Source organism: Parabacteroides faecalis, from assembly GCF_022809355.1.
Taxonomy (GTDB): Bacteria; Bacteroidota; Bacteroidia; order Bacteroidales; family Tannerellaceae; genus Parabacteroides; species Parabacteroides faecalis.
In genome coordinates, this window is record NZ_JAKZMM010000015.1 from 36,450 (window position 1) to 60,706 (window position 24,257).

Here is a 24,257-nt window from a genome sequence, read left to right on the forward strand (position 1 = left end):
ATTATTCCTTACATCTACACGTTTGACACTTCGGCTTTTTTATTATCTTTTCCTTTTTTCACAAGGAACACTATGAGGGCAACGATAGCCGCCAACAGTACTCCGGCAATGACAGGACGATAAAACAGCCATGCCATGGCAATTATGAGAAGCGACCATGCCAATCCCAATACTTTACATATCAAGCCGACACCAAGTCCGACAATATCGGCCATGAATGGCAGGACTTTCAACAAATCTACCAAGATACCGAAAATCCCCTTAAATCCAGTGACTACCAAGAACAGACCTATGAAACGTAGTATCCAAGTCATGAAGCTATTACTCTTATGCTGGTTTTCGAACATATTTTCCATACTTACGGCTCCTGACGTGAGTACTGACAATGTCTTACCATTTTTTGCGACATACGACTGCAGTTTGTCTCCATTTACCACGGCTATGACTGATGCCTCTCCGGGCATTACTTTTGTAAAGGTGACAGACATATCTCCGATTTGCGGATTGTTGGGATTCTTTCCGAAATAAAGCACGTTGCCATTGACATGGACATAATCGAACTTCTGTTTGGCTATCTGTTCTGTTTCCGCAGTTGCGACAGCCTCTACCTTTGCAGAGTCTCCTTTGGCAGCAGCAGGAGTTTCATCGGTAACGGCGGCTGTATTGTTTACTGTGGGTGCAGCCATGCTTTCGAAAACCTTCTTGACATCCCTGTTCCAGTCGCTTAGTTGCTCTTGGCTGAAACTCAGGTTCATCGGGGCTGTACCGGAAATGGAACGAATCAGATCCTTAGGCAGTTTGTATGCTCCGAATGTTACATTTTCTGCCATATAACTTTGGTCTTCGATATTCATCACTACAAAGTTCCTGTTTTGATAATCCGGATCGCTGAACTCTTGAGAATTGACGGGACTTCCATTCCATTCCTTCTCATAGTAGTAGGTTGTTACTTCTTCCTTGCTTCCTCCAATTTTATCTTTTGTCTCGGTCTTTGAATGCTCTACCCATTGATAGTATTGTACGCTACGGTCAAGTTTTATCGCTACGCTTCCTATACCGAAAGTCGCGTCGCAGAGAGAATCCTTTGTTTGGGTGAAAGCTATGGCATGAATGAGTTTTCCATTTAAGGACGGGTCGGCATTCGATACGTCATCCACATGTACTGCGACTCCTTGTGCTTCCTCCAGCATTTGGGTTGTCTTCACGGCACGTCCTTCGTTCCACCACAATAAAACCGTACCGCCCAGTAACATCAGGAATCCGGTTCCGATACCTCTTATGGAATTAGACAACCGGGTTCTATATCCTGTTGTTTTTGTTTCCTGATAAGCCATAATATTACAGAATTTATATTCTTTATTTTTAGTCTGTTATTCGTATTTTGCTGTCATTCAGGGAGCTGTGCTCCATATCCGGGTTCCGCGCCGAACAGCTGTACTGCCTTGTCGAAATTGTAGCGGTTGCCGAACATTGTCACGCGGGTGGTCATTGTGCCCTGTTTATTCAATCCGAGAGCCTCTCTGAAAAGGTTTGCTGCGGAATTAGGATCATAACTTTCTGTAGTTATTATTTCCAGAGATGCATATCCTTTCAAATATGCCTGGTCAATAACATCTTTGAACTTGCTTGTACTTGGAAGTTCCCTGTTGTTTTCGTATTTGGTCAGCATTTCAACTTCATCGAAGCGTTTTCCAGGCACGTAAAGCCATTTGCCTCCGCTGTTTGCCGCCATGACCAAATCGCCTCTGTTCATAAAGAAGAGGTTGTCGTATGCGGAACAGATTTTGCGTTTGTCGGCAGGAAGGTTAGAATCATCCCATCCGCCATCGAGCGCACCGTAGTTGTTGCATCCGAATATGTTATGGTGTACATTATGGTCGGCTCCATTCTTGAACCGGTATCCGTAGCCCATACTTTCCATTTCTTTTGTTGTAGGCCATGAGAACAGTACAGTGTTGTGATGGAAATCAACCGTAGACTGATGAGCGCCTGTATTCTGGTTCAAGCCTCCGTTAATCTCGCAGGAAGCATACAGATTGGACACAAATACATTATTATATATTTCCCAATCGCCCCCCATGTTTGTCATGATGATGGCGTTGAACGAGGCATTAAGGAACATGCAGTTGCGGATAACAAGTTTTCCAGCCATTTTTCCGCCAATCAGGCGTATGGTTTTGTTGGGCGGATTCCCCACCGGCATGATACGTCCGGTCTCGCATCCTTCCGGACAGCCGAAACGCGCGTCTGTAGGGTCTGCCTTGGCATATTCGTGTACCAATCCCAGATCGAAGAACAATCCGTCAATAATCATCTGCGCATTTTTGTTTGCTGTAGACTCAATCATCAGAAGTCCCTGACCTATTGTACCTCTTTGTTCAACCGAAGGCTGAATGCGAGTAATATGTTTTATAGGGTTGCGTTCTGTGAAATCATCATTCCATCCCCCTTCAAGGCTGACGTATTTTCCTTTTATCTGAATCCATCCACGATCTAGGTTGCCGAGATAATTACCCTGTGCTATACGGATTATATCTCCATCAGCCGCTTTGTCAACGGCTTTCTGTATATCCTTCATCGGAGCGTCTTTTGTTCCCTCCGCTCTCGCGCTTCCCCTTTCAATGCTCACATATAAGACATTAATTGTAGTACTAAGAGTTTTACTTGTTACATTTTCTGCAACCATATTTGTTTTTTCTGCTACTGTTTTTTTTGCCCGTTGTAGGAAATTACCTACTTGTGCTTCAGCAACTAAACCTATGGCAAGCAATATTGCTGCCATCAATACATGTCTTCTAAAATCTTTTATCCTCATCTCATTTTGTTTTATGGGTTATTATTAGCCTACGCTTGGTTCTTGTACATAGATACGTTTCCCGATTCATGGTATAACGTACAATTCCTTTATAAGCATGGAGTTTAAATTCCGTTTGTGTCACTTCGTCAAAACATTCCTGACCGTTATTCTTATTGGGTCGGGTCCCTTAGCATGGCTCTGGGAAAACAGAGCCATAGTAAAGAGAGCTAAAAGATTGTCCCGTGGAAATATCCATTTTGCCATAAATTTAGATTTAATGAAAAACACGACTTTTTTATCAGGCTGGATTGCCAAAACGGTTCGCGACTTTCTCGCCTTCTTTTATCAGCAGAATAAGAAACCAGATAGAACCTATAAGAGGTATTAGATTAATAAATATCCATTCTCCTCCTTTGCCTATATCGTGAAGCCTACGCACGCTGACAGCCAATGTAGGTACAAGCAGTCCCAATATGATAATTACTTGCAGTACTAAAATGATATAATAAAGGAAAGAGATACTTGCCACAAGGTTCATCAAGATAGAGAAGACAGCCCCAATGATGAAATAGACCAAATAAAACATCCAAAATTCACTTCTACCGGCACGTCCTTTGAACTGGGCATACTTGCCAAGGATAATCTCCATGAAATTTGAAATAATAGCTCCCATAGTCTTTAAATTTTAAATTAATAAATCATGTTATCTATATAATTGATGTCTGAAGCAAATATATCAGTATTTATTACCTTCAGTTAGGAATATTAGATCAAAAATCGGTATTATTAAACCTTTTTTCTGTGGTACAATCAGGATTTTTTGAATATAAAATGGGTGTATATTTTTTGATTTACAATGTTTTAATTGTCCTGTTTTCTCTCTCAAAAGCAGAATGGTTTTTTGTAGATATTCTACAATTTAGGAGTTTTTCTGTATTGACTGGGTGTGACATTGAACATTTGTTTAAAGACACGTGTAAAATAACTGGTATCTTCAAAACCACAAGTCGTGGCGATATCTCCGATGGCTTGTTCTGTAGAAGCTAGCAGACGTTTGGCTTTTTCCATCCGAATCTGAAGAATGTAAGTGGTAGCTGTATAGTCGGCAATCGAACGGATTTTCCGATTCAATTGCGTTCTACTCATACACATTTTGTCGGCAATAAAATCTGCGTTCAAATCTTTGTCCGCTAAATGGCTATGTATAATTGATGTTAGTCGATTCAGGAAATCACGGTCTCTAGATGATAATTCCACATTTTGAGCAGAACCTTCTTGTAAGGCCTTAGAGAATTTGTCTCGCAATTGCCGGCGCTGCTCCAACAATTTTTCGACACGCACAAGTAACTCTTCTGCATTGAAAGGCTTGATCAAGTATGCGTCCGCTCCTTCTTCCAAACCTCGTATGCGGTCCGCGTCACTGCTTTTCGCTGTGATGATAATGATAGGGATGTGGTTCAATATCTCAGACTGCCGGATTTCATGGCAGAGCATATAGCCATCCATGCCTGGCATCATCAGGTCTGTCAGGATAAGGTCGGGCATGTAATTTTTCGCTTTATCAATGCCTTCTTTGCCGTCAGAAGCATAATTAAGATGGTATTTCCCCTTTAGTAGGGTGCTGATGTAAAATGAAATATCCAGATTGTCCTCCACAATCAGTATGGAAGGACTAAGACTATTTTCAGCGACATTATTCTTAACCTGAATCTTTTCCAGATCATTCTTTCCACGAATTCGTTCTGTAACGTTGGTAGCATCGATCCATGGAAGTCTCTCTATCGAATCTTGATCAAGTGGTATATAGACTGAAAAAACAACCCCTTCACCTTTCTTGTTGTAAACTTTGATGTTTCCGTTCATACTTTCCACCATCTGGCGTGTGTAGGGAAGTCCTATACCTGTTCCTATCTGCTTCTCGTTGTTTGAACCTTGGTAAAACGTATCGAACAACCGTGGCATTTCCTCTTCGGGAATCTCATTTCCGGTATTGAAAACCTGCAACCTCAACAATGATTTATCTTTTTTCATTTCTATCCTGATAATTCCATTGGCAGGCGTATATTTCAGTGCATTTGAAAGCAGATTGCGCATTATTTTATTAAAATACTCAGGTATAAAATCCATCTCGATGGTATTCGATTCCGGAATGAACAGCAAATTAATGTACTGCGAACAGGCATATTCGCGATAACTGTCAAGAGTCATGCGTATGAATGCGACAATATTTCCCCGATACCACTGTTTACGATCAGCCTTTGCCATAAGTTTTGACATGTCCAGCAATTGATTTACCAATTCCAGCAAATTGTTGCCCTGCCGTTGAATGGAGTTAAGGTAACGTTCCGTCTCGTCTTTAGATACATCGTTATTCCGCATTTGCTCCACCAATCCCAGGATTACGGTGAGCGGTGTACGGAACTCATGTGTGATATTGGTGAAGAATCCGGTACGTATCTGTTCTACCTGTCGTAAAGTACGGTTTGTTTTTGACCTCATCCGCAAAGCATACCAAAGGAATGCTATGGCCGAACAAGTCATCAAAAGAATCAGAATGCTCACAGTTAGGATGATTCGCTTGTTGCGTTGTTCCTCAATGAAATTCTTTTTAACCAAATCAATTTCCTGTGCGTTTTTTTCTATTTCGTATTTAATTCTCAGATTTTGGAGATGATTGATGCTTTCCTCATTTTTCACGCTGTCAGCATATGCCTGGCTCTGTATGTAACTTTCCAAAGCTCTTTTGCAGTCGTTTTGCCCTAAAAAGTATATATAATCCAGCTTATGGATCGCACTCAGATGTTCAAATGAATTAATGTCCCGTGCCGTTTTCCTTGCCTGCGACAAATAAGTTTGTGCTAGGGCAGGGTTGTTAAGTTTGAGAAGTACACGTGCCATCGAAATACATGACTCCAACCAATGCCAATGGTCGCTTTTCCCTTTCATTATGTCATAGGCTTTGTGGTAGTTGGCTAGAGCTTCATCAAGTTCACCTTTTTTTTCGTGAAGGTTTCCGAAATGGTTATAGCAAAGGGATATTCCTAAATCGGATTTAGCCTGCTGATTGTATGACAAAGATTGCTTGAAATAGATATAAGCCGAGTCGTATTCTTCACGGCTTTCAAATATAAAACCTAAGTTGGCCGTGTTGATTGCCTGTCCCAATGCGCTGTTCAATTCCTTTTCTCCGGCTAAGGAATTACGGAAAACTCTTTCAGCCGCATTATTATTCCCCAAGGAGAGATAAATATTCCCGATTCCATTCATGGCAACCAACCGGTTTTTCTTGATGTCATACGTTCTTCCCTTCATTTTCTCTATCAGGCCCAATGCCCTGAAATGGTATTCGGAAGCTTCGGTCAATATCCCGATACGCCGGTAGTTGGTTCCAAGATTATTCAGCGCCTTCACGATTTCAAGCGTGTCATTCATCTGAGTAGCCATCTCCAGACCTCTTTTATGATATTGAATGGCATCGTCAAAAGAGGCATTTTCACGATATACTTTTCCTAATTGTCCGTACGTGGCAACCTGCCCGTACATATTGTTTGCTACTTTAAAAGAATCAAGAAAGATCAATAAAGAATCTGTGTTACAATTTTTTTGTAAAATCGAATCAATTTCTTTTCTAGCCTCTTCCGAATACAGAGGCGAATCACTCTTCCGGCAAGCGAATAATATTGAGAGTCCTGTAATAAGGATATATAGATATGTTTTCATAAACCGTTCCTGTATTTTTTATACAACTTACATTCTGACTTGACTTGTAAAGAGCTTCATCGCTCTGTTAATAAAAATCACATATGTTTCTGTTAGCAAAGTTAACATTATATTCTTTGCCTGGCAGGCGTTTAGTGGGTTACTTCGGAAATTTTTTCCCTTGTTTTTCTGTTTGAATTTGAATTTGTTTCTTAGTTGATACATCTATATCAGGATATTCGATAATTAAAATTGTTCAAGAATGCTTATTCTTTTTTCAATCGGAGGGTGTGTGTCGAATATACCTCCAAGACTTCCGATAAAACCTACAGCCTGCTTCCCCGGATGCTGAATAAACAACTGGGCGACATCTTCACGTGTCACTGCCTCAATGTTAGGGTCTTTGGCAATCTTGCGTAGGGCAGAAGCAAGCGCAAGCGGATTCTTTGTCATTTCAGCTGCTTCGGCATCAGCCAGATATTCCCTTTTTCGTGAAATGGCGAACCTCATCAGTTTAGCAAACAATAAACCTATCAGGGCAACTATGAGTGCCAGAAGCAGTACTATTATGACAGCTCCATTACTATTACCATCCTTTTTATTGGAACTGCTATCAGAAGAAGAAAATATTGACTCGAATGCTAAACGTGCAATCATAGAAAACACACCTACAAACACAATAGAAACAATGAGCAGATGTACATCGTGGTTGCGTATGTGCGACAGTTCGTGCGCAATGACCGCTTCTAACTCATCATCTTTTAGTCTATTTATTAACCCTTTCGACAACGTAACCGTATATGTCCGTTCATTGATTCCGCTTGCGAAGGCATTGAGCGACTCGTCATTTATAATATTGATTTTCGGTATCTTCATACCTTGGCTCATGCAAAGATTCTCTACCAGATTGTAGACACGTTTGTTTTTTTTTCTTTCAAGTGTCGTTGCTCCTGTTGACACTTTTATTATATACGTATTCCAAAAATAGGCTATGGTGAACCATGCGAAAATCACTCCAAGAACATAAGGAACCGAGTTCGAATAAACTGAGTTGACGGAAAGCCAGAAGTGCCCCTCTGTCTCAGCTTCTTCAATAAAACCCAGCCATGCGAAAAGAATGAAAAAAATGTACACCACACCTAAGACAAGACATGGGAACATAAAAAGCAGGAGCGTCGAACGGAAGTCGTTTCTCCTTTTCTGTGTCTGTATCCCGATATATTCCATTAAGTAACCGTTCAATAATAATTTTATATTTTAGGTTTTACAGTTTGTATAACTTCTTTAACTCCTGAAAGTTGAACTTGAAAAACTTGAAGAGTATAAAAAGTCTATAACTATTATGGGAATCCTTGTAATTTGAATTCTTTCCAAGTTTCTGCCTTTTGATATGCATCCAATGCTTCAACGGGCACAGATATAAATATATCCGGACTGATATTATAAAAAGGAATGTTGATATTCTTGGAGGCTCGGCAGCCAATATGGTAATTTGTGTGAGAGCGGAACAATTGTAAAACGCAAACTCACCAATGCTTGTCACACTAAAGTCTGTATCATTATAAGTTGCTGTGAATGGGATGGTTACAATACAGAAAGATAGCTGTAATTATTCTCAAGACTTTCTTGCTCAAACGTCACTTCTACGTTTTTTGAGTCTTTGTCGGTAATATTGTAACATAAATCACCGACTTTGAAATCGTATGCCCATGCACCTGTTACGGATAATAGGGTAATGGCAAAAGTAAGTATTGTCGTTGTCATATTCCTTCTAAATTTGATTTTGTAATTTACTGGCAGCAGCTCCGCCCCAGGAGCTGCTGCCACTATAGCTTCCACTTCCATGGCTGCTGTACGATTCCCTTCGGTAAGATCCACCACTATTTTTTATTATACAATATGAGACCATGCTTGTGGTAATTCCGCTTTTTTATTTCATAACTTAATTTATTTAACCCCACCTTCTATTTAAAGAAGCCGAAAAAGAAAAAGAGAGCAGCATGCTTAGTGGAAACATTTTCGGCTTTCCCGATTGTAATGTTGGACGCATTTTTCACACTGCCATTGCTTTCTACTTTTCCAATTTTAATGTTGGACGCGTTTTTTACAGTGCCATCGCTGTCAATGGATCCCAACTGACTGTTGTTTTTGTTCCACACTTTCCCGTTACTGTCAATCTTTCCTATTAAGATGTTGCCAGTATTGCGTATTTCTCCTGAGGATGAAATAGACCCAATTTTAATGTTGCCAGCATTTCTCACTGTCCCGTCACGTTCAATTTTTCCAATAGTAACGTTGGAGTTGTCACGAATAGTTTGTGCACCGGCAAACTGGAAAATACCGATTAGAGCCAGCATTGTAATGATTACTCTTGTTCTCATATATGTAATAATTTGGTTAGTAATTAAATACTCATCTATTTCAATACTAATGTTCTTTTCGTCTAATACATATAAATAAGTGTTCATGTGCTTCACAATGTTACGATACACTTATTTTATAACTATAGTCGCAAAAGTATCAGAATTTATGTCCGAGGGTTAGGATAATCAGGTTAAATATCAGGATTTTCGGACTATTTTTCGTTGGTGTAATTAGTATTATTTTGATATAAAAAAATATTATATATATAATTTTCAGTGTTTTAGTTATCCTACTTTTAAAAATGATTTTTCTATTTGACGTTATACAATAATTGGGGGGACTGAATTGAGCTAGTGTTACATCAAATATTTGTTTGATTGAGCGTACAAAATAACTAGTATCTTCAAAGCCACCAGCCATGATGATATTTCCGATGAGTTGTTCGGTAGAAGAAGATAACAGATGTTTTACTTTTAACTCTATGATTTGTTCGGAACCTTCGTGTAAAACTTTGGTATATTTGTCTCGTAACTGCTAACATTGTTCCAGCTACTTCTCGACACGTACTAGCTTTTTGATGGGTCAGAAGTTTTTTATATATAATGTAGGGTCAATCAATTTTAAATTTCTAAGTAATGAAAGAGGTGACTTTGTACACGTTTTTTTAAGAGATTTAGATTTAAAGTTAGAAGAGTTGCGTAAGTCATGATACTTCTTTTTTATCCTTACTTGTAGATCTAGTTGAATACGGTATAACGGCTTCCTCTCTGAATATAATGTATGGAAAGAGGAAACTGCTCCAATTTGTGGTATGGATATAAAAACAGCTGATAATGATTCATTATCAGCTGTTTCCGTGATCCGCCTGGGGCTCGAACCCAGGACCCCAACATTAAAAGTGTTGTGCTCTACCTGCTGAGCTAGCGAATCAAACCTATATGCAATTGTTTCTCGATTGCGAGTGCAAAGGTATGGACTATTTTTGAAAGAGCCAAATTTTTTGTCGAATTTCTTCCTAAGTTTTGAATTATCTTGAAAATAACGGATGGAAATCAAAGATATACACTTCGTCTTGGAGATCGTATGGAAGGCTTTCCAAAGAAAAACGCTATCTTTGTCTGTTACTAATAAAAATAAATGGTATGGAGCAGAAACGTGAATGGAAACCGATAAAAGAGTATAAAGAGATCCTTTTTGAGTTGTATAATGGAATCGCCAAGATTACGATCAATCGGGAGCGATACCGGAATGCTTTTACGCCGACCACAACGACGGAGATGAGTGATGCGTTGTATATCTGTCGGGAACGGCAGGATATCAATGTGGTCGTTTTGACGGGAGCCGGCGACAAGGCTTTTTGTGCCGGTGGTGATATGAACGTAAAAGGGCGCGGCGGCTATGTCGGAACAGATGGTGTTCCACGCTTGAATGTGTTGGATGTACAGAAGCAGATCCGGTCTCTTCCGAAGCCAGTGATTGCCATGGTAAATGGATATGCTATCGGTGGCGGACATGTCCTGCATGTGGTCTGCGACTTGACCATTGCTTCCGAAAATGCACGCTTCGGACAAACGGGTCCGCGCGTGGGAAGTTTTGATGCCGGTTTCGGTTCTTCTTACCTGGCTCGTTGCGTAGGGCAGAAGCGGGCTCGCGAGATTTGGTTTATGTGCCGCCAGTACACAGCGCAGGAAGCCTATGAAATGGGCATGGTGAATAAGGTAGTACCTTTGGAAAGACTGGAAGATGAAGTGGTGGAATGGGCAGAAACGATGATGCAGCACAGTCCGTTGGCTTTACGAATGATCAAGGCCGGATTGAATGCCGAACTGGATGGTCAGGCGGGTATTCAGGAATTGGCCGGTGATGCCACGATGTTGTATTACCTCACGGATGAGGCGCAGGAAGGCGGAAAAGCTTTCTTGGAAAAACGTCGTCCGCGGTTTGAAGATTATCCTAAATTCCCCTGATGCGTTTCCGGCGAAGTCTGGAATCAAAAGATACGGGAATTGATTGGGAAACTCCCGGGAATTGCTTTTGAAACCAGTGAGTTTGGAAAGCCGGTCATGATAGGAGAGAAGATTTATAAAAAAGGCGTGCCTTAAGCTTATGACAGATGCTGGAGGCACGCCTTCTTCTTATGTGGAGAGGTGTTTGCTCTTATGCTTTAACAGCTATCACTTCTACTTCTACCAAAGCGTTTTTCGGCAGTGTCTTTACGGCTACAGCCGAGCGAGCCGGAAAATCACCTTCAAACTGAGAAGCATAGATTTCGTTCATTGCGGCGAAATCAGCCATGTCTGCCAGAAATACCGTTGTTTTTACCACGTCGTTGATTGAGAAACCGGCTTCTTCCAGAATTGCCTTTACGTTCTGGAATGACTGGATGGTCTGCTCTTTTACACCGCCTTCCGGGAAATTGCCTGTGGCCGGATCCAAACCGAGCTGGCCTGAAGCGAACAACATGTTTCCTACTTGAATAGCTTGATTATACGGACCGATAGCTGCCGGTGCCTTGGTTGTTGCAATTACTTTTTTCATTGTTGTCTGTTTTTATGATTGTTCATATTCTGTTTTGTTCATTCGCTGGCGTACGACTTCATAAATCAGGATGGATGAAGCCACGGATACATTCAGTGAACCGATCGTTCCGAATTGCGGTATCTTGATCATGGCATCACAGATACGAAGATTTTCGTAGGATACACCGGTGTCTTCAGCTCCCATGACGATGGCAGTCGGACCGTCGTAGGCAATGTGTGTATAATTCTCGGCTGCTTTTTCGGAAGCCGCATAGACTTTTACCCCGCTCTGTTGCAGGAAACGGATCGCCTGGTTGATACTTTTCTCCTTGCATACCGGCAATACGTGCAAAGCTCCTGCCGAAGTCTTGATGGCGTCGGCATTGACACTCACACTTCCTTTGGCCGGGATGACGATGGCATCTACGCCTGCGCATTCACACGTACGGGCAATGGCTCCGAAGTTGCGTACATCCGTTACACCGTCGAGCAAGACAATGAAAGGATCACGGCCCTGCTCATATACAAAAGGAATAATGTCTTCCAGCTTTTGATAAGTAATGGCTGATATAAAAGCAATCACACCCTGATGATTCTTACGGGTATAACGATCTAGCCGTTCTTGCGGCACGCGTTGTACCTGAATGGTTGTCCCATGCAATACGTCAAACAGTTCTTTGGCCAGTTCTCCTTGCAGATCTCTTCTGACCAGGATTTTGTCTATTTCCTTGTCTGCTTGTATGGCTTCAATCACGGCACGAATGCCGAATATCATTTCATTCTCTTTCATAAAATATGCTTACTATTGGAAATCTGTCATTCGACATTGCAAACTTACGGAAATTCGGCGGAATAATCTAATAAAAAAGCCGGAAGAAGAACTCCCGGCTTTGCTTTATAAGAGATGAACTTTGGTTATCAGATACCTAAAGAAGCTTTGATGGCTTCAATCTTTTCTGTGGCGGCTTTATCGGCTGCATCCAATTCTTCTACGCTGTTTACTTTAGAATGTACTTCGCAGTAGAACTTGATCTTCGGTTCTGTTCCGGAAGGACGGATAGAAACCTTGGTTCCGTCTTCGGTGAAGAACTGCAGAACATTCGAAGTAACCGGCATATCCAGTGTCAGTGTTTCGTTTTCCAGATAGTCGATTCCTTTCAATGTTGAATAGTCGTAGAAATAAGTTACTTTAGAACCGGCGATTTCCTTCAACGGGTTTTCGCGGAAATGTTTCATCATTGCTTCGATTTCTTCAGCACCGCTCTTACCTTTCTTCACAACAGAAATACCTTTTTCTTTCGAGAATCCATATTCAACATAGATCTTCTGCAGCAACTGATACATTGACATGCCTTGGTCTTTCGCCCAAGCTGCGATTTCAGCCAATACGGCACAAGCTGAAACGGCATCTTTATCACGTACGAAATCTTCGCACAAGAATCCGTAACTTTCTTCACCGCCACCGATATAGTTCAGTTTACCTTCGTTCTGTTTCATGACGTTGGCAATCCATTTGAATCCGGTATAAACATCATAGAAACCAACACCGTTGCGATCGGCAATAGTCTTGATTGTTTCTGTTGTTACAATCGTCTTGACGATATATTCTTTACCTTGGATCTTGCCTAATTCTTTCCAGCGGGTGATCAGATAATAAACGAACATCAATGCAGTCTGGTTACCGTTCAGCAATACCCATTCGCCTTCATTGTTCTTAACTGCAGCACCTACACGGTCAGCATCCGGGTCAGAAGCCAATACCAGTTCGGCATCTGTTTCCTTGGCTTTCTCAACTGCCATAGACAAAGCTGCCGGTTCTTCTGGGTTCGGAGAAACAACAGTCGGGAAGTCTCCACTGACAACATCTTGTTCTGGTACATGGATAATATTGGTGAAACCAAATGCTGCCAAAGCACGCGGGATCAGTTTCACACCTGTTCCATGGATCGGTGTATAGACGATCTTCATGTCATGATGACGCTGAATAGCTTCTTTTGACAATGAAATCTTCGTCAAGTCATTAACGAATGCACTGTCAATTTCTTCACCGATGATTTCAATCAAATCCTTATTACCTTTGAATTTGATATCTGCTGCCGAACGGATCTTATTCACTTCGGCGATTGTATTTTTGTCATGCGGAGAAATCATCTGGGCTCCGTCGCTCCAATAAGCCTTATATCCGTTGTATTCTTTCGGATTGTGTGAAGCCGTCAGGATAATACCGCTCTGGCATCCCATTTTACGGATGGCGTATGACATTTCCGGTGTCGGACGCAGACTTTCGAACAGATATACCTTGATACCATTGGCTGAGAAGATATCAGCTGATATTTCAGCAAATTTACGGCTGTTATTACGGCAATCGTGACCGATAACGACTTTAATCTGATCCAGATCCGCAAATTCTTGCTTCAGATAGTTGGATAAACCCTGAGTGGCTGCACCCACTGTATAGATGTTCATCCGGTTAGAACCTACGCCCATGATACCGCGCAGACCACCTGTTCCGAATTCCAGATCCTTGTAGAACGCTTCGATCAGATCTGTAGGATCTTCTTTGTCTAATAATGCTTGTACAGCTGCTTTTGTTTCAGCGTCATAACTGTCAGTAAGCCAACCTTGTGCCTTACTTCTTACTGCTTGTAATAATTCATTGTTTTCCATGTCTTGCACAATGTTATTTTGATTGAAATGTTTCCATAAAATTATAGACTAACAAATGTAGTGATTTTTCAGTCAATTCCAATCTTTTTCGTAAAAAAGTGTATCTATTTCTTTACCAGGCAAAGGAATAGTTATATTCCGAGCGGTTTCCGCAGGCATCCGTAACGACCAGATGTAACTGATGCTTGTCGCCTCGTTTGATTTGTTCCTGATTGAGCTGGCAACTGATAACGGAACGGTTGTTCATCTGGAAGAGAACGAATTTTCCGTCGATGGTTCCTTTGTAGGTATCAACACCACTCAAATTGTCGGTCAGTTGGAAACGGATGATGCGCTTCCGGTTCCACTGCTCCGGTTGGATGGGTTTGATATTCGGAGCCACCGTATCAGCCGAAACGGTATAAGTTCCCAGTTCGCGGATATTTCCGTCTATCCAGCCATTCCGGTAAGTGCCGCCGATCCATGCTCCCCGTTTTCCTTTCCATTGTACGATACCGTACTGGTTCTTGTGTTCTAACGTATCACGTAAAATCCGTAAAGACAATTTGGCCTTTTCGTGGAGTGGAACCGGTTCGTTATGCAAAATGTGGATGTCTGCCAGTCGGCCGACTTCTTCTTTGACTCGATAAACAAAGTCCAGGTCGGTGTATAAATTTCCCTTGGGTATAAATAACCGGATTCCTTTGGCTCCGAATTGATTGCTGCAATGCCAGTGGAATAACTCTGTTCCCTGATCTTTGGATGCGGGAATCGCCTGTTTCTTTCCGACTACTTGCAGATTCATCCGGCTTTGGTTACCGAAATCATCGGTAATTGTAAAGGTAAAGGTGTATGTCTTTTCTTCCTCAATATCGATGATCCCTCGGTTCTTGGCAGAAAGAAAGCGCAACCGGTTGCCTGGGTCGATAAAACATTTGGTATAAAAAGAACGATGCTTGCTCCAGTATGAATAGTCGATGAGGCTGTTCAGATAACGGGTTTCTGAGAAGGCAAAACGATCCAGGTCGGAAAGGAAGAGGGTTTGTTTCCCTTCCGTCAGTTTGATCTGCCGGACTCCATATACATTGCTGGTTTCGTTCATGTAGTCGTTGGCTTTGATGGCAAAGCCGATTTTTCCCCAGGCTGTGATTTTGGCATTGACTATCGGCCGTTGTTTAGCATCATACGTAACCTTCAGTTCTGTCTTGCCTGTCTTTCCGTTGACAATGCCGCTTCCCGGTTGCGGACAAATCAGAATGCCTGCGAATTTGGGCGGCTTGTTGTCTTTGATCAGGTGTTTATAATAAGGTAGGGGATCCATTACTTCTTCTGTTTCTGTATCCCGGATTTCAAAGTGAACATGCGGGCCGCCTGAACTTCCGGTATTTCCACTGTATGCAACGATTTCTCCTTCTTTCACCGGAATCTGATCGGGCGTGAGGGTTAAATCTACCTGGAAACGTTCGAGTTTGTATTGCTGCTGGCGGATATAATCGGCTATCTTGGGAATGAAATGATCCAGATGTCCGTAAACGGTCGTAGTTCCGTCGGGATGAGATAAATATAATGCATTTCCATATCCCCAGGGACTGACGGATACACGGGAGACATAGCCTTCCTGAACGGCATGAACGGCTTTGCCGGTTACTCCTTGCGTTTTCATGTCAATACCCGAATGAAAGTGATTGGCTCGTAATTCGCCGAAATTACCGGCCAGATATAAAGGAAACTCCAGCGGATTACGCCATTTTTCCTGGCTCCATCCAAGCGTTGTATAACCTAATAACAGCAGAATGAAATAGCGTTTATACATCATGTGTTTTGTTTTTTTGCCGACAAACTTACGGATTTTTTGCCATTTTGTTCATACCTCGAAGAGAGGAATCCGGTGTATGGTGATTTAGGAAAGGTGGAAAATAAAAAAGGTTGATTCTTTTGAATCAACCTTTCTGTGCCCAGAACAGGACTCGAACCTGCACGACCGCAAAGCCACTCGCACCTGAAACGAGCGCGTCTACCAATTCCGCCACCTGGGCAACATGTTACTTTTCTATTGCATTTTCTCTCAAATGCGCTGCAAAGGTAATGCTTTTATTCAAACATGCAAATGTTTTGGGTAGCTTTTTTTATTTCCAACATGTTTTTTATGGGAAAAGATACACGGATAAAGAAACTTGATGTATTTTTACAAAAAGAAAAGAAATTTCAGTGGATTATGATTATAAATAGTCTTTTAGATACGGATTTATATAAATTTACGACCTCATACGCATACGTGAAATTGTTTCCAAATGCCTGGGGTACATTTGTTTTTAAAGATCGCGACGAAACCATCTGCTCGGATGAGTTCCTTTCCCGTTTGAAAGCTGAAGTACATGATTTGGCCAACGTGCAGTTGCGTACTGACGAATTGGAGTATATGTGTTCGCATTGCCGCTTTGTGCCTCGTGTTTATTGGGAGTGGCTTTCGTCGTTTCGCTTTGATCCTGAAAAGGTTCAGATTTATCTGGACGATGAAAAACACCTTCATATTGAGGTGACCGATTATTTATATAAGGTAACGCTTTATGAAGTGCCTTTGCTGGCAATTGTCACAGAATTGCAGAATCTGACTTTGGGAAATGTGGCCGACAAGGATCAGGTACTGGCTAAGCTGTTTGAAAAGGTAGAACTGTCGAACAAGCATCAGATTTCGTTTTCCGAGTTTGGTACGCGCCGCCGTTTTTCGCTGGGAGTTCAGGATGCTGTGATCAATTATCTGAACGAAAACTCTTTTTATTGTACGGGAACTTCCAATTGCCATTTCGCCATGAAATACAACATGAAAATGATGGGAACGCATCCACACGAGTGGTTTATGTTCCACGGAGCCCAGTTTGGTTACAAGCATGCCAATTATATGGCGCTCGAAAACTGGGTGAATGTGTACGACGGCGATTTGGGAACAGCCTTGGCAGATACGTATACGTCGGAGTCATTTCTGACGAATTTGAGTCGTAAGCAGGCGAAGTTGTTTGACGGTGTTCGCTGTGATTCGGGTGATGAGTTTGCTTTTGTGGATGAACTGGTAAGCCGTTATCGGGATTTTGGTATTGACTCGACAACGAAGACCATTATCTTCAGTAATGCGCTTGATTTTGAAAAGGCGCTGCGCATTCAGCAATATTGCAAGGGAAAGATTCGCTGTGCTTTTGGTATCGGAACGAATCTGACCAACGATGCCGGTTATAAGCCATCGAATGTCGTGATGAAGCTGGCCCGTTGCAAGATGAATGTAAATCAGCCGTGGCGCGAATGCGTGAAGCTTTCTGACGATATGGGCAAACACATGGGTAGTGACCGCGAAGTGGAAGCCTGTCTGTATGAACTGGGATTAAAATAATATCAGGTGGGATAGAAACAATCCCGATTGTCTGTCAGGGGAAATAAGTGGGGAAAATATTATTTCCCCTTTCAGGCAATGCCTACTAACTCGATTTCAAAAATGAGGGTTGAACCTCCGGGAATGCCCGGTTGCGAGAATTTCCCGTATCCCATTTCTGCCGGAAGATAGATTTCCCATTTGTCGCCGACACACATCTGTTGCATGGCAATAATCCATCCTTCAATCAGATCGCTCAGACGGAAAGCAATCGGTGTGCCGCCCCGGCTACTGTCGAACTTCTTTCCGTTGATGGTCCATCCGGTATAATGCGCCGTAACGATGCTTCGGGGCGTAGGATGTTTCCCGTCATTCTTTCCAGTCGCCAGCACTTTGTAATAAATTCCTTTCGGAAGCGGTTTCACCCCTTCTTCCTGCGCTTTCGCCGCCAGCCATTCCTGATTGGCTTGTATATATTCTTTTTTACCCATGATAATATATGATTGTTTGCGGGATAAAATTAACGGATTTTCCGGAAATCAGCAGCAGGAAATTCTTTTTATTTACTTTTGAAACGAAACTCACGAGGATCGAAATCGAAACCCATAGGAATCCTTTTTAAAACCCTCGGGAATCCTTTTTCAAACCTATAAGCTTTTTCCTGAAAAGCCGGCGTCTTTTGATGAAAAGCCGGCGTGAATGATAAAAAAGCCGGCGTGTTTTGAAGATTTCTTAGGCATGAATTTTTTTGGTTATTACAACATTTTTCTTCCTCAAATAATTGGCTGTCTATAAAATTGTTTTTATTTTTACATATTGTTTAATTAAAAATAAGTAACTATGAAAGCTCAAGAAACAGATGATGCGCCAATTTGTCCTCTTTGTACGAATGTATTACGCGTACATGATTATTTGTTAACGCCCGACGAATTGATTATTTTTGATTCTTTGGTTGTGAAGGCCATATCATTTCATTATAAAAGATTCTTTTATTCCCAAAAACGAATCGAGAAGGAGACTCGTGTGAAACGGACCCGTTATGAGGCAATCATCAAGAAGTTTGAGGAAATGGGGTTTCTGCAAACCTATGTTGACAAGATGCCGAATTCGGAAGGACAGATCCGTTATTTTTATGTGAATTTCCCGAAACTAGCCGAAGAAGAGGTGTTGGTCAAGTTGGTTCGAGAAAAATCGACGTTATTCGAGGCGATGCGTGCTTATATGGAATATCATGCCGATGAGGAGTTTAAAGCTCTATGTCCTTCGGCAGTTAAGGAAAAGCCCAAGAAAAATCAGGAGGAAAAACGGATTGAAGAAATCCGGGTGATGCTGGAAGAGACATTAAACGAACGGCGGGAAATGTATAATAATGGAAAGCTGGATATAAAGCCGACCCGTAAGCTACATCCGACAACAGTGGTATTGACGAACCAGCAGAAGCAAGGTTTTCTGGATCTGGAAACCCGTTATGGGTTCGAATCGATTCATCAGGCTTTTATTGCTTATTGTGACGAAGTACTGGAAAAGGTATGCAAACCGAAGAATTTATTCAATTATTTCCTGACGCGAGACCGCTTTCACCATGATTACTCGATTTTTATCAATAGTTTAAACAGCTATATGATAAAATACTCTTCGCCACTCAAATAAAAGTTATTATCATGGGTGGCTTTTAGCTGTACTTATTACGGTTTTTTGCTGTGATAATTGCCGTTTTTATTGACATAATGGGAGTTTGCACGGTGATAATTCGGGCTTTTACGGTAATAATGTAGGTTTTCACGGTGATAATGCCCTTTGCTGGTTGCAGACACTGCCGTTTTTAGGGGGAAAGGTAGTTGTTTTCAGCAAAGGGTATGTTGATTCCGACAAAGCCACCTGTTGAATTCAACAAGGGATGTGTAGTTTCCTGCAAGTAAAGTATATTTAAAAGAATAATTTATATATAAATAAGATCTATAAAAAGTTGTGCAAACTCGGAACAGAGCAGTAGCGAATTTGCACAACAGAGAGAGAGCAATCAAATCATATCAATAAAAATGAGTTTTCAATCCGATTGCCCGTTTGCCGTAGCAACGTTGTTTTTATTTCTCTTTGGGTTGAGGTCCATATCCCACAATAACGATATCGGTATCAGATTCTGTTTGTAAATCACTACCTTCAACTTTGAATAAGAAGCCTAAAGGAATTTTTGATTCAACAGTTTTTCCGGCGAGTTGCGCCGGTTCCCATTTCGGTGTCTTTTTAATGACACGGATTACCTCTGCATCTAATGCTGGATCCACACTCTTGGTGATTTCAACCTCTTTTATTGTTCCGTCTACCCCAATAGTTGCGAGGCATGCAACACGACCTTGTTTACCAGCTTCCAGCGCGAGTGTCGGATATTTTACGTTGCGGGCCAGAAAATTTAAAAAAGCTTTTTCTCCGCCCGGGAACTGCGCTTTCACTTCCGGAGTTTTTTCTTGCGGAATTGTCCACAAATCTGTAACTTTGGCTTTTGTTAAGACGGCTGATGCGTCTGATACTTCGGGACGGGCAAATGCCATCACCGATAAGGCTGCCAGTGGAAGTATATAGATGTACTTCGCACGAGCTTGCGGGCTTGATTTTTCTTTTAACATCATAGTGATACGTTTTTTAAGTGAACTGTGATTAAAGCTGTTGGCCATAGTGTAGCGACTGGTGCCGACAGCTTTTTTAATAAGCAATAACTGATAGGACTTGGCATCGACCCCGGCGGCAAGCACGGCATCATCGGCTTCGTATTCGTGTACCGACTGCATTTCCTGTTTGAGTAGCCAGGCAGCCGGATTAAACCATTGCAGCAGAATACCAATATCTGCCAATAACAGATCCCATGAATGGTGATGCCGGATGTGCGCCATCTCGTGCGTTAAGATTTCCGTCGGATTTTCCCGGTAATCCTTTTCTGACAAGACGATGTAATGCATCCAACTGAATGGAGGTTGATTCCCTTCGATCAGAATCAGATGAAAAGGCCCGTTTTCAATATGCCGCCCTCGCCGGATGAGTAAATAAAGTCGGGTCCACGAAACAAGCTGTTTACTTGCGATCAAGACAACACCTACTATATATCCAGTACAGATCAGCCAAGTCCAAATGAAGGCTTGATGATCGGTATTGGTTTCCGCAGAAAGAGAAATGTTCGTCAGTGAATTCAAGATTTCCGGCCTGTTTACATCCAACCCTGCCGGTAAATCCGTATTTCCCCAGTTGACTAACGGAATGGCCGGTAATAGGAATGCCAATATCCAAAAGCCAAGCAGCATGATCCGGTTTAGTCGGAAAAAAGTTTCTTTTGCCAGTTGCCATTTATATAATAGGTAGAACAGCAGCAAGCAGAAGCCGGATTTAATCATATACGCAATAAAAACTCCCATGGTATGAATTATTTTAAGGGTTAGATGTGCGATGAGCGTTTTCCACTTCCTGAATAAGCTGTTTCAATTCTTCTATCGAAATTTCTTCTTTCTTGACCAGCGTAGAAACAGCGCTGAGGTAGGAGTTATTGAAGTATTTACTGATCACACCCTTGAGTGTTTTGGATCGGAATTCATCTTGCGTGACAGCCGCAAAATACCGGTATGTATTCCCGAAAGCTTCGTGTGCCAGATATCCTTTTTCTTCCAATCCTCTCACAATAGTCGATAACGTATTGAAATGCGGCTTCGGATCATCGTAGAACGCCAGTATTTCCTTGACGAACAAGGGACCTTTCTCCCAGAAGAATCCCATGATTTCTTCTTCTTTTGCTGTTAATCCTTTCATGTCTTTTCTCTTTTTCTGCAAATAACGAGAAAATATAGTTTGTGAACTAATTTTTATAGTTAATATAAACTAAAGGTTTTAGTTTGATGGACGGTTGTTAGAAAGAATGATTATAAATAAAAGAAAATCAGTAGAATATAAAAATAGGATTAACGTAAAAAGGGCAACTTGTAGCAAGTTACCCTTTTGTTTGCCCTGATAAGACGTACAGTTTTATATTAGAAATTGTATGAAATTCCGATGGCTGGCATTAATGCATAGGCATCATAGTGACCACTGAAGGTACGCGGCAGACCTAATAAGTCTGTATCGGTATAAGAGCCGTCGCGACCGAAGCCAGTTACATACGAGAAAGCAAAATCAACAGACAGCGGTTCGATCGGGCGGAAGCTTAATCCGGCAGTGATACCCAATTTATCCATACTAGGTGTTTCCGGATTCAGGTATTCGTCTTTTACCGGAGATTCATCATAATACGCTCCGAAGCGAACATCCAACCGGTTGGTAGCTGCAAATTGTGTACCGATACGATAAATACGAGTGTTCTTATATTCTTTGGCAGCTTTGATGTTATACTGTCCCAGCTCTGCATCCGGTTCAAAATAAACATCCAGAGATTTATAGGCATTCCATCCTACGAACTGAACTTCTCCGGAAACAGTCCAACGATCAGTTGGGCGATAGGTCAAACCTACATTCCAGTTGTCGGGCAAAGGCAGTTCGGCAGAGAAAGTACCGCTTTCCAGAGGAGGTACGTTGATTCCGTTTTCCGGTAAGTTCGGAATACCCATGGCTGCTGCTGTCTGAAGTAATTTATTGACATTACCCAATAAAGCTTCCAGGTGTTCTTTGTTGGCATAACGCAAGCTGATGTCTCCTTCTTTTACTTTAGCTGTTACTTTGGAACGATAGGAGAGACCTACTGTAAATTTATCGTTGATATCGAACATCGCACCTACATTAAAGCCTAAACGTAATCCGGCTTTTCCTTCCAAAGAAACTGAAGCTGCTGAAGCATCGTCATAACGTTGCATTTCGGTCAGGATCGGTTCAACCATCGGCTTGAACATCGGATATTTTTCCAAAACCGGTCCCATCATGCTGTTGGCCATATTGGTCATGGCACCCGGACCGATCAATGCACGGTTAAGGGTAATGTTACCAAACTCCATCATCAAACCGGCACCTACACTTAACCGATCCATGATTTTCCATGAGATAGTAGGCTGTACATTAAATGCTTTCAAGGCAATGTCCTGCACCAGATGAGCTCCGGCCCAGTCATTTCCCCAGTTGATACTACTACCATACGGTGTATTGATCATAATACCCGCAGCTAAGTTATCATAAATCTTGAAACCTGCGTTGATGTAAAGAGGTGTACTTGGCGTGTTGTCCGTTTTATAGGTTTCGTTTCCTGTCTGGCACTTAGCATAGGCAAATACTCCGGAGACGCCGGCAGATAATTCAACGGCGTTGTTCATATAAACCAGACCTGCCGGATTGAAATGCATACTTTCTGCGCCTAGTTTTAAGGCTGCACCCACATGACCCATGCCGGCCTGTTTTGTACTTTGGGCATTTACTTGAAAACCTTCGGCTGCTACCTGTGAAAAAGGCAACAGGGCAAGGCTAGCTAATGCGATAATCTGCTTCATAAAAATATGTTATTAGTTTGTAAAAATGTTCCTCATTCGTGAAAAACGGGGGCAAAGATAAGTGACTTTTTTGAATATATGCACATTTTGACCGAAAATGTGCGGCACAAAATATGGATTTGTGTGCAAAAATCTTGGTTTATAGCTTGTCTAGCCGGCATTATTTCCTAAAACTTTATATCTTTGTCCTCCGAAAAGAATCGTTTTCTTTTCCGTGTGCTTGCTAAACCACGTATTAAAAACAAGAATTTTATGAAGAAAAAAGAAGCTGCAATGGTATGCTTTTCCGGCGGACAAGATTCTACCACTTGTCTGTTTTGGGCCAAAAAGCATTTCTCGCATGTCGAGGCTGTGTGTTTTACGTATGGGCAGAAACACGCATTGGAAGTAGAAGTAGCCCGGAAGATCGCTGCGGATGCCCAAGTTCCCTTCCATTTATTAGATGTTTCATTGATTAGTCAGCTGGATCCGAACTGTTCGTTGGTGAACGATCAGATCGAGATGGATCAGGTAAAGCCGGCAGAGACGTATCCGAATACGTTTGTTCCGGGGCGAAACATGGTTTTTCTGACTTTCGTGGCTATTTTGGCTCGAAGTAAAGGAATTCATCATTTGGTAACCGGAGTTTCGGAGGCTGATTTCAGTGGTTATCCGGATTGTCGGGATACGTTTATCCGTTCTTTGAATGTGACGCTTAATCTGGCTATGGATGATCAGTTTGTGATTCATACGCCGTTGATGGACCGTGACAAGAGTGAAGTTTGGGAACTGTCGGACGAACTGGGTGTGTTCGACCTGGTACGTACCCAGACATTGACTTGTTATAACGGAGTGATGGCTGATGGTTGCGGTCATTGCCCGGCTTGCCGGTTGAGAAAGGCCGGACTGGAGAAGTATTTGGAAAGAAAAGCAGGAAAACATCTTAATGATTAATCAGATGGATACGAGAAAAGAAGAGCACGAATTACATTTATTGGGAGGAAATACGGTATATCGTCAGGATTATGCACCGGAAGTATTGGAAGCCTTCACGAACAAACATCAGGAAAATGATTATTGGGTTCATTTTAACTGTCCGGAATTTACCAGTCTGTGCCCGATTACTGGCCAGCCGGATTTTGCTACCATCTACATTGACTATATTCCCGATGTGAAAATGGTTGAAAGCAAGAGTTTGAAGTTATACTTGTTCAGTTACCGGAATCACGGGGATTTTCATGAAGATTGCGTTAATAAGATCATGAAAGATCTGATCAAACTGATGGATCCGAAGTACATTGAGGTAACTGGTATTTTTACACCTCGCGGAGGAATCAGTATTTATCCTTATTGTAACTACGGTCGTCCGGGTACTAAATTTGAACAGTTGGCAGAACAACGTCTGTTTAATCATCAGATAAAATAACAGTCTTCAGTTGAAT

At 41.8% G+C, this 24,257-nt stretch carries 20 protein-coding genes and 2 tRNA genes; 5 read left to right on the forward strand and 17 right to left on the reverse strand.

Annotated features, from left to right (window positions below):
- Positions 1-14 precede the first annotated feature (14 nt).
- From MUN53_RS07625 to MUN53_RS07660, 8 genes are all read right to left on the reverse strand, one after another.
- A complete protein-coding gene (locus MUN53_RS07625; protein ID WP_022456408.1) occupies positions 15-1,334 on the reverse strand; it encodes a TMEM43 family protein in 1,320 nt (439 codons plus the stop codon).
- A gap of 53 nt (positions 1,335-1,387) precedes the next feature.
- On the reverse strand, positions 1,388-2,782 hold the full coding sequence (locus MUN53_RS07630) for a hypothetical protein (protein ID WP_022456407.1): 1,395 nt from the start codon (positions 2,780-2,782) through the stop codon (positions 1,388-1,390).
- Positions 2,783-3,095: 313 nt separating this feature from the next.
- Positions 3,096-3,470, reverse strand: a complete 375-nt coding sequence (locus tag MUN53_RS07635; protein ID WP_022456406.1) for a DUF805 domain-containing protein — start codon at positions 3,468-3,470, stop codon at positions 3,096-3,098.
- A gap of 239 nt (positions 3,471-3,709) precedes the next feature.
- Positions 3,710-6,340, reverse strand: coding sequence for a hybrid sensor histidine kinase/response regulator transcription factor (locus tag MUN53_RS07640; RefSeq protein WP_243324491.1), 2,631 nt, complete (start codon positions 6,338-6,340; stop codon positions 3,710-3,712).
- A gap of 402 nt (positions 6,341-6,742) precedes the next feature.
- Positions 6,743-7,723 (reverse strand): M48 family metallopeptidase, encoded by a 981-nt coding sequence (locus MUN53_RS07645; RefSeq protein WP_243324492.1) that lies wholly within the window; start codon positions 7,721-7,723, stop codon positions 6,743-6,745.
- 357 nt (positions 7,724-8,080) lie between these two features.
- Positions 8,081-8,260, reverse strand: coding sequence for a hypothetical protein (locus tag MUN53_RS07650; protein ID WP_022456403.1), 180 nt, complete (start codon positions 8,258-8,260; stop codon positions 8,081-8,083).
- Between the two features lie 200 nt (positions 8,261-8,460).
- On the reverse strand, positions 8,461-8,877 hold the full coding sequence (locus tag MUN53_RS07655) for a 5-fold beta-flower protein (RefSeq protein ID WP_243324493.1): 417 nt from the start codon (positions 8,875-8,877) through the stop codon (positions 8,461-8,463).
- Positions 8,878-9,717: 840 nt separating this feature from the next.
- A tRNA-Lys gene (locus tag MUN53_RS07660) sits at positions 9,718-9,790 on the reverse strand.
- 212 nt (positions 9,791-10,002) lie between these two features.
- Between MUN53_RS07660 and menB the strand changes: the two genes are divergently transcribed.
- Positions 10,003-10,827: a 1,4-dihydroxy-2-naphthoyl-CoA synthase gene (gene menB, locus MUN53_RS07665; RefSeq protein WP_243324494.1), complete on the forward strand. Its 825-nt coding sequence runs from the start codon at positions 10,003-10,005 to the stop codon at positions 10,825-10,827.
- Between the two features lie 190 nt (positions 10,828-11,017).
- Here the strand turns inward: menB and MUN53_RS07670 are convergent, their stop codons facing one another.
- From MUN53_RS07670 to MUN53_RS07690, 5 genes are all read right to left on the reverse strand, one after another.
- Positions 11,018-11,398, reverse strand: coding sequence for a RidA family protein (locus MUN53_RS07670; protein ID WP_243324495.1), 381 nt, complete (start codon positions 11,396-11,398; stop codon positions 11,018-11,020).
- A 12-nt stretch (positions 11,399-11,410) separates the two neighbouring features.
- On the reverse strand, positions 11,411-12,169 hold the full coding sequence (gene rlmB, locus MUN53_RS07675) for a 23S rRNA (guanosine(2251)-2'-O)-methyltransferase RlmB (protein ID WP_243324496.1): 759 nt from the start codon (positions 12,167-12,169) through the stop codon (positions 11,411-11,413).
- 128 nt (positions 12,170-12,297) lie between these two features.
- A complete protein-coding gene (locus MUN53_RS07680) occupies positions 12,298-14,046 on the reverse strand; it encodes a phospho-sugar mutase (protein ID WP_022456399.1) in 1,749 nt (582 codons plus the stop codon).
- A 112-nt stretch (positions 14,047-14,158) separates the two neighbouring features.
- Complete coding sequence (locus MUN53_RS07685; RefSeq protein ID WP_243324497.1) at positions 14,159-15,841, reverse strand: M23 family metallopeptidase; 1,683 nt, start codon at positions 15,839-15,841, stop codon at positions 14,159-14,161.
- Positions 15,842-15,977: 136 nt separating this feature from the next.
- A tRNA-Leu gene (locus MUN53_RS07690) sits at positions 15,978-16,061 on the reverse strand.
- Positions 16,062-16,240: 179 nt separating this feature from the next.
- On the opposite strand from MUN53_RS07690, the gene pncB reads away from it, so the two are divergent.
- Positions 16,241-17,407 carry a nicotinate phosphoribosyltransferase gene (gene pncB, locus MUN53_RS07695; RefSeq protein ID WP_243324498.1) on the forward strand — a complete coding sequence of 389 codons (1,167 nt, stop codon included), beginning with the start codon at positions 16,241-16,243 and terminating at the stop codon, positions 17,405-17,407.
- Between the two features lie 71 nt (positions 17,408-17,478).
- Here pncB and MUN53_RS07700 read toward each other — a convergent pair whose 3' ends face one another.
- Complete coding sequence (locus tag MUN53_RS07700; protein ID WP_243324502.1) at positions 17,479-17,877, reverse strand: FKBP-type peptidyl-prolyl cis-trans isomerase; 399 nt, start codon at positions 17,875-17,877, stop codon at positions 17,479-17,481.
- 349 nt (positions 17,878-18,226) lie between these two features.
- Here MUN53_RS07700 and MUN53_RS07705 point away from each other — a divergent pair, with 349 nt between their 5' ends.
- Complete coding sequence (locus MUN53_RS07705; RefSeq protein ID WP_243324504.1) at positions 18,227-19,036, forward strand: hypothetical protein; 810 nt, start codon at positions 18,227-18,229, stop codon at positions 19,034-19,036.
- Positions 19,037-19,470: 434 nt separating this feature from the next.
- Here the strand turns inward: MUN53_RS07705 and MUN53_RS07710 are convergent, their stop codons facing one another.
- The 3 genes from MUN53_RS07710 to MUN53_RS07720 all read right to left on the reverse strand — a co-directional run bounded on the left by MUN53_RS07710 (position 19,471) and on the right by MUN53_RS07720 (position 22,836).
- Complete coding sequence (locus MUN53_RS07710; RefSeq protein WP_243324506.1) at positions 19,471-20,790, reverse strand: M56 family metallopeptidase; 1,320 nt, start codon at positions 20,788-20,790, stop codon at positions 19,471-19,473.
- 13 nt (positions 20,791-20,803) lie between these two features.
- Positions 20,804-21,178, reverse strand: coding sequence for a BlaI/MecI/CopY family transcriptional regulator (locus MUN53_RS07715; RefSeq protein ID WP_243324508.1), 375 nt, complete (start codon positions 21,176-21,178; stop codon positions 20,804-20,806).
- A gap of 218 nt (positions 21,179-21,396) precedes the next feature.
- Positions 21,397-22,836: an OmpP1/FadL family transporter gene (locus tag MUN53_RS07720; RefSeq protein ID WP_243324510.1), complete on the reverse strand. Its 1,440-nt coding sequence runs from the start codon at positions 22,834-22,836 to the stop codon at positions 21,397-21,399.
- Positions 22,837-23,088: 252 nt separating this feature from the next.
- Between MUN53_RS07720 and queC the strand changes: the two genes are divergently transcribed.
- Both queC and queF read left to right on the forward strand, forming a co-directional pair.
- Complete coding sequence (gene queC / locus MUN53_RS07725) at positions 23,089-23,769, forward strand: 7-cyano-7-deazaguanine synthase QueC (protein ID WP_022456391.1); 681 nt, start codon at positions 23,089-23,091, stop codon at positions 23,767-23,769.
- A 4-nt stretch (positions 23,770-23,773) separates the two neighbouring features.
- Positions 23,774-24,241: a preQ(1) synthase gene (queF, locus tag MUN53_RS07730; RefSeq protein ID WP_243324512.1), complete on the forward strand. Its 468-nt coding sequence runs from the start codon at positions 23,774-23,776 to the stop codon at positions 24,239-24,241.
- Positions 24,242-24,257: the final 16 nt, after the last annotated feature.

Excerpts from the sequence above, each read along its gene's own strand:
- MUN53_RS07640 (WP_243324491.1), bottom strand. The coding sequence starts at position 6,340 with ATGTACGGGCAGGTTGCCACGTACGGACAATTAGGAAAAGTATATCGT.
- MUN53_RS07700 (WP_243324502.1), bottom strand. The coding sequence starts at position 17,877 with ATGGGTAAAAAAGAATATATACAAGCCAATCAGGAATGGCTGGCGGCG.
- MUN53_RS07655 (WP_243324493.1), bottom strand. The coding sequence starts at position 8,877 with ATGAGAACAAGAGTAATCATTACAATGCTGGCTCTAATCGGTATTTTC.
- MUN53_RS07680 (WP_022456399.1), bottom strand. The coding sequence starts at position 14,046 with ATGGAAAACAATGAATTATTACAAGCAGTAAGAAGTAAGGCACAAGGT.
- MUN53_RS07685 (WP_243324497.1), bottom strand. The coding sequence starts at position 15,841 with ATGATGTATAAACGCTATTTCATTCTGCTGTTATTAGGTTATACAACG.
- MUN53_RS07705 (WP_243324504.1), top strand. The coding sequence starts at position 18,227 with ATGAAAGCTCAAGAAACAGATGATGCGCCAATTTGTCCTCTTTGTACG.
- MUN53_RS07650 (WP_022456403.1), bottom strand. The coding sequence starts at position 8,260 with ATGACAACGACAATACTTACTTTTGCCATTACCCTATTATCCGTAACA.
- rlmB (WP_243324496.1), bottom strand. The coding sequence starts at position 12,169 with ATGAAAGAGAATGAAATGATATTCGGCATTCGTGCCGTGATTGAAGCC.
- MUN53_RS07715 (WP_243324508.1), bottom strand. The coding sequence starts at position 21,178 with ATGAAAGGATTAACAGCAAAAGAAGAAGAAATCATGGGATTCTTCTGG.
- MUN53_RS07630 (WP_022456407.1), bottom strand. The coding sequence starts at position 2,782 with ATGGCAGCAATATTGCTTGCCATAGGTTTAGTTGCTGAAGCACAAGTA.
- pncB (WP_243324498.1), top strand. The coding sequence starts at position 16,241 with ATGATTATAAATAGTCTTTTAGATACGGATTTATATAAATTTACGACC.
- queF (WP_243324512.1), top strand. The coding sequence starts at position 23,774 with ATGGATACGAGAAAAGAAGAGCACGAATTACATTTATTGGGAGGAAAT.
- menB (WP_243324494.1), top strand. The coding sequence starts at position 10,003 with ATGGAGCAGAAACGTGAATGGAAACCGATAAAAGAGTATAAAGAGATC.
- MUN53_RS07670 (WP_243324495.1), bottom strand. The coding sequence starts at position 11,398 with ATGAAAAAAGTAATTGCAACAACCAAGGCACCGGCAGCTATCGGTCCG.
- queC (WP_022456391.1), top strand. The coding sequence starts at position 23,089 with ATGAAGAAAAAAGAAGCTGCAATGGTATGCTTTTCCGGCGGACAAGAT.
- MUN53_RS07645 (WP_243324492.1), bottom strand. The coding sequence starts at position 7,723 with ATGGAATATATCGGGATACAGACACAGAAAAGGAGAAACGACTTCCGT.
- MUN53_RS07625 (WP_022456408.1), bottom strand. The coding sequence starts at position 1,334 with ATGGCTTATCAGGAAACAAAAACAACAGGATATAGAACCCGGTTGTCT.
- MUN53_RS07710 (WP_243324506.1), bottom strand. The coding sequence starts at position 20,790 with ATGGGAGTTTTTATTGCGTATATGATTAAATCCGGCTTCTGCTTGCTG.
- MUN53_RS07720 (WP_243324510.1), bottom strand. The coding sequence starts at position 22,836 with ATGAAGCAGATTATCGCATTAGCTAGCCTTGCCCTGTTGCCTTTTTCA.
- MUN53_RS07635 (WP_022456406.1), bottom strand. The coding sequence starts at position 3,470 with ATGGGAGCTATTATTTCAAATTTCATGGAGATTATCCTTGGCAAGTAT.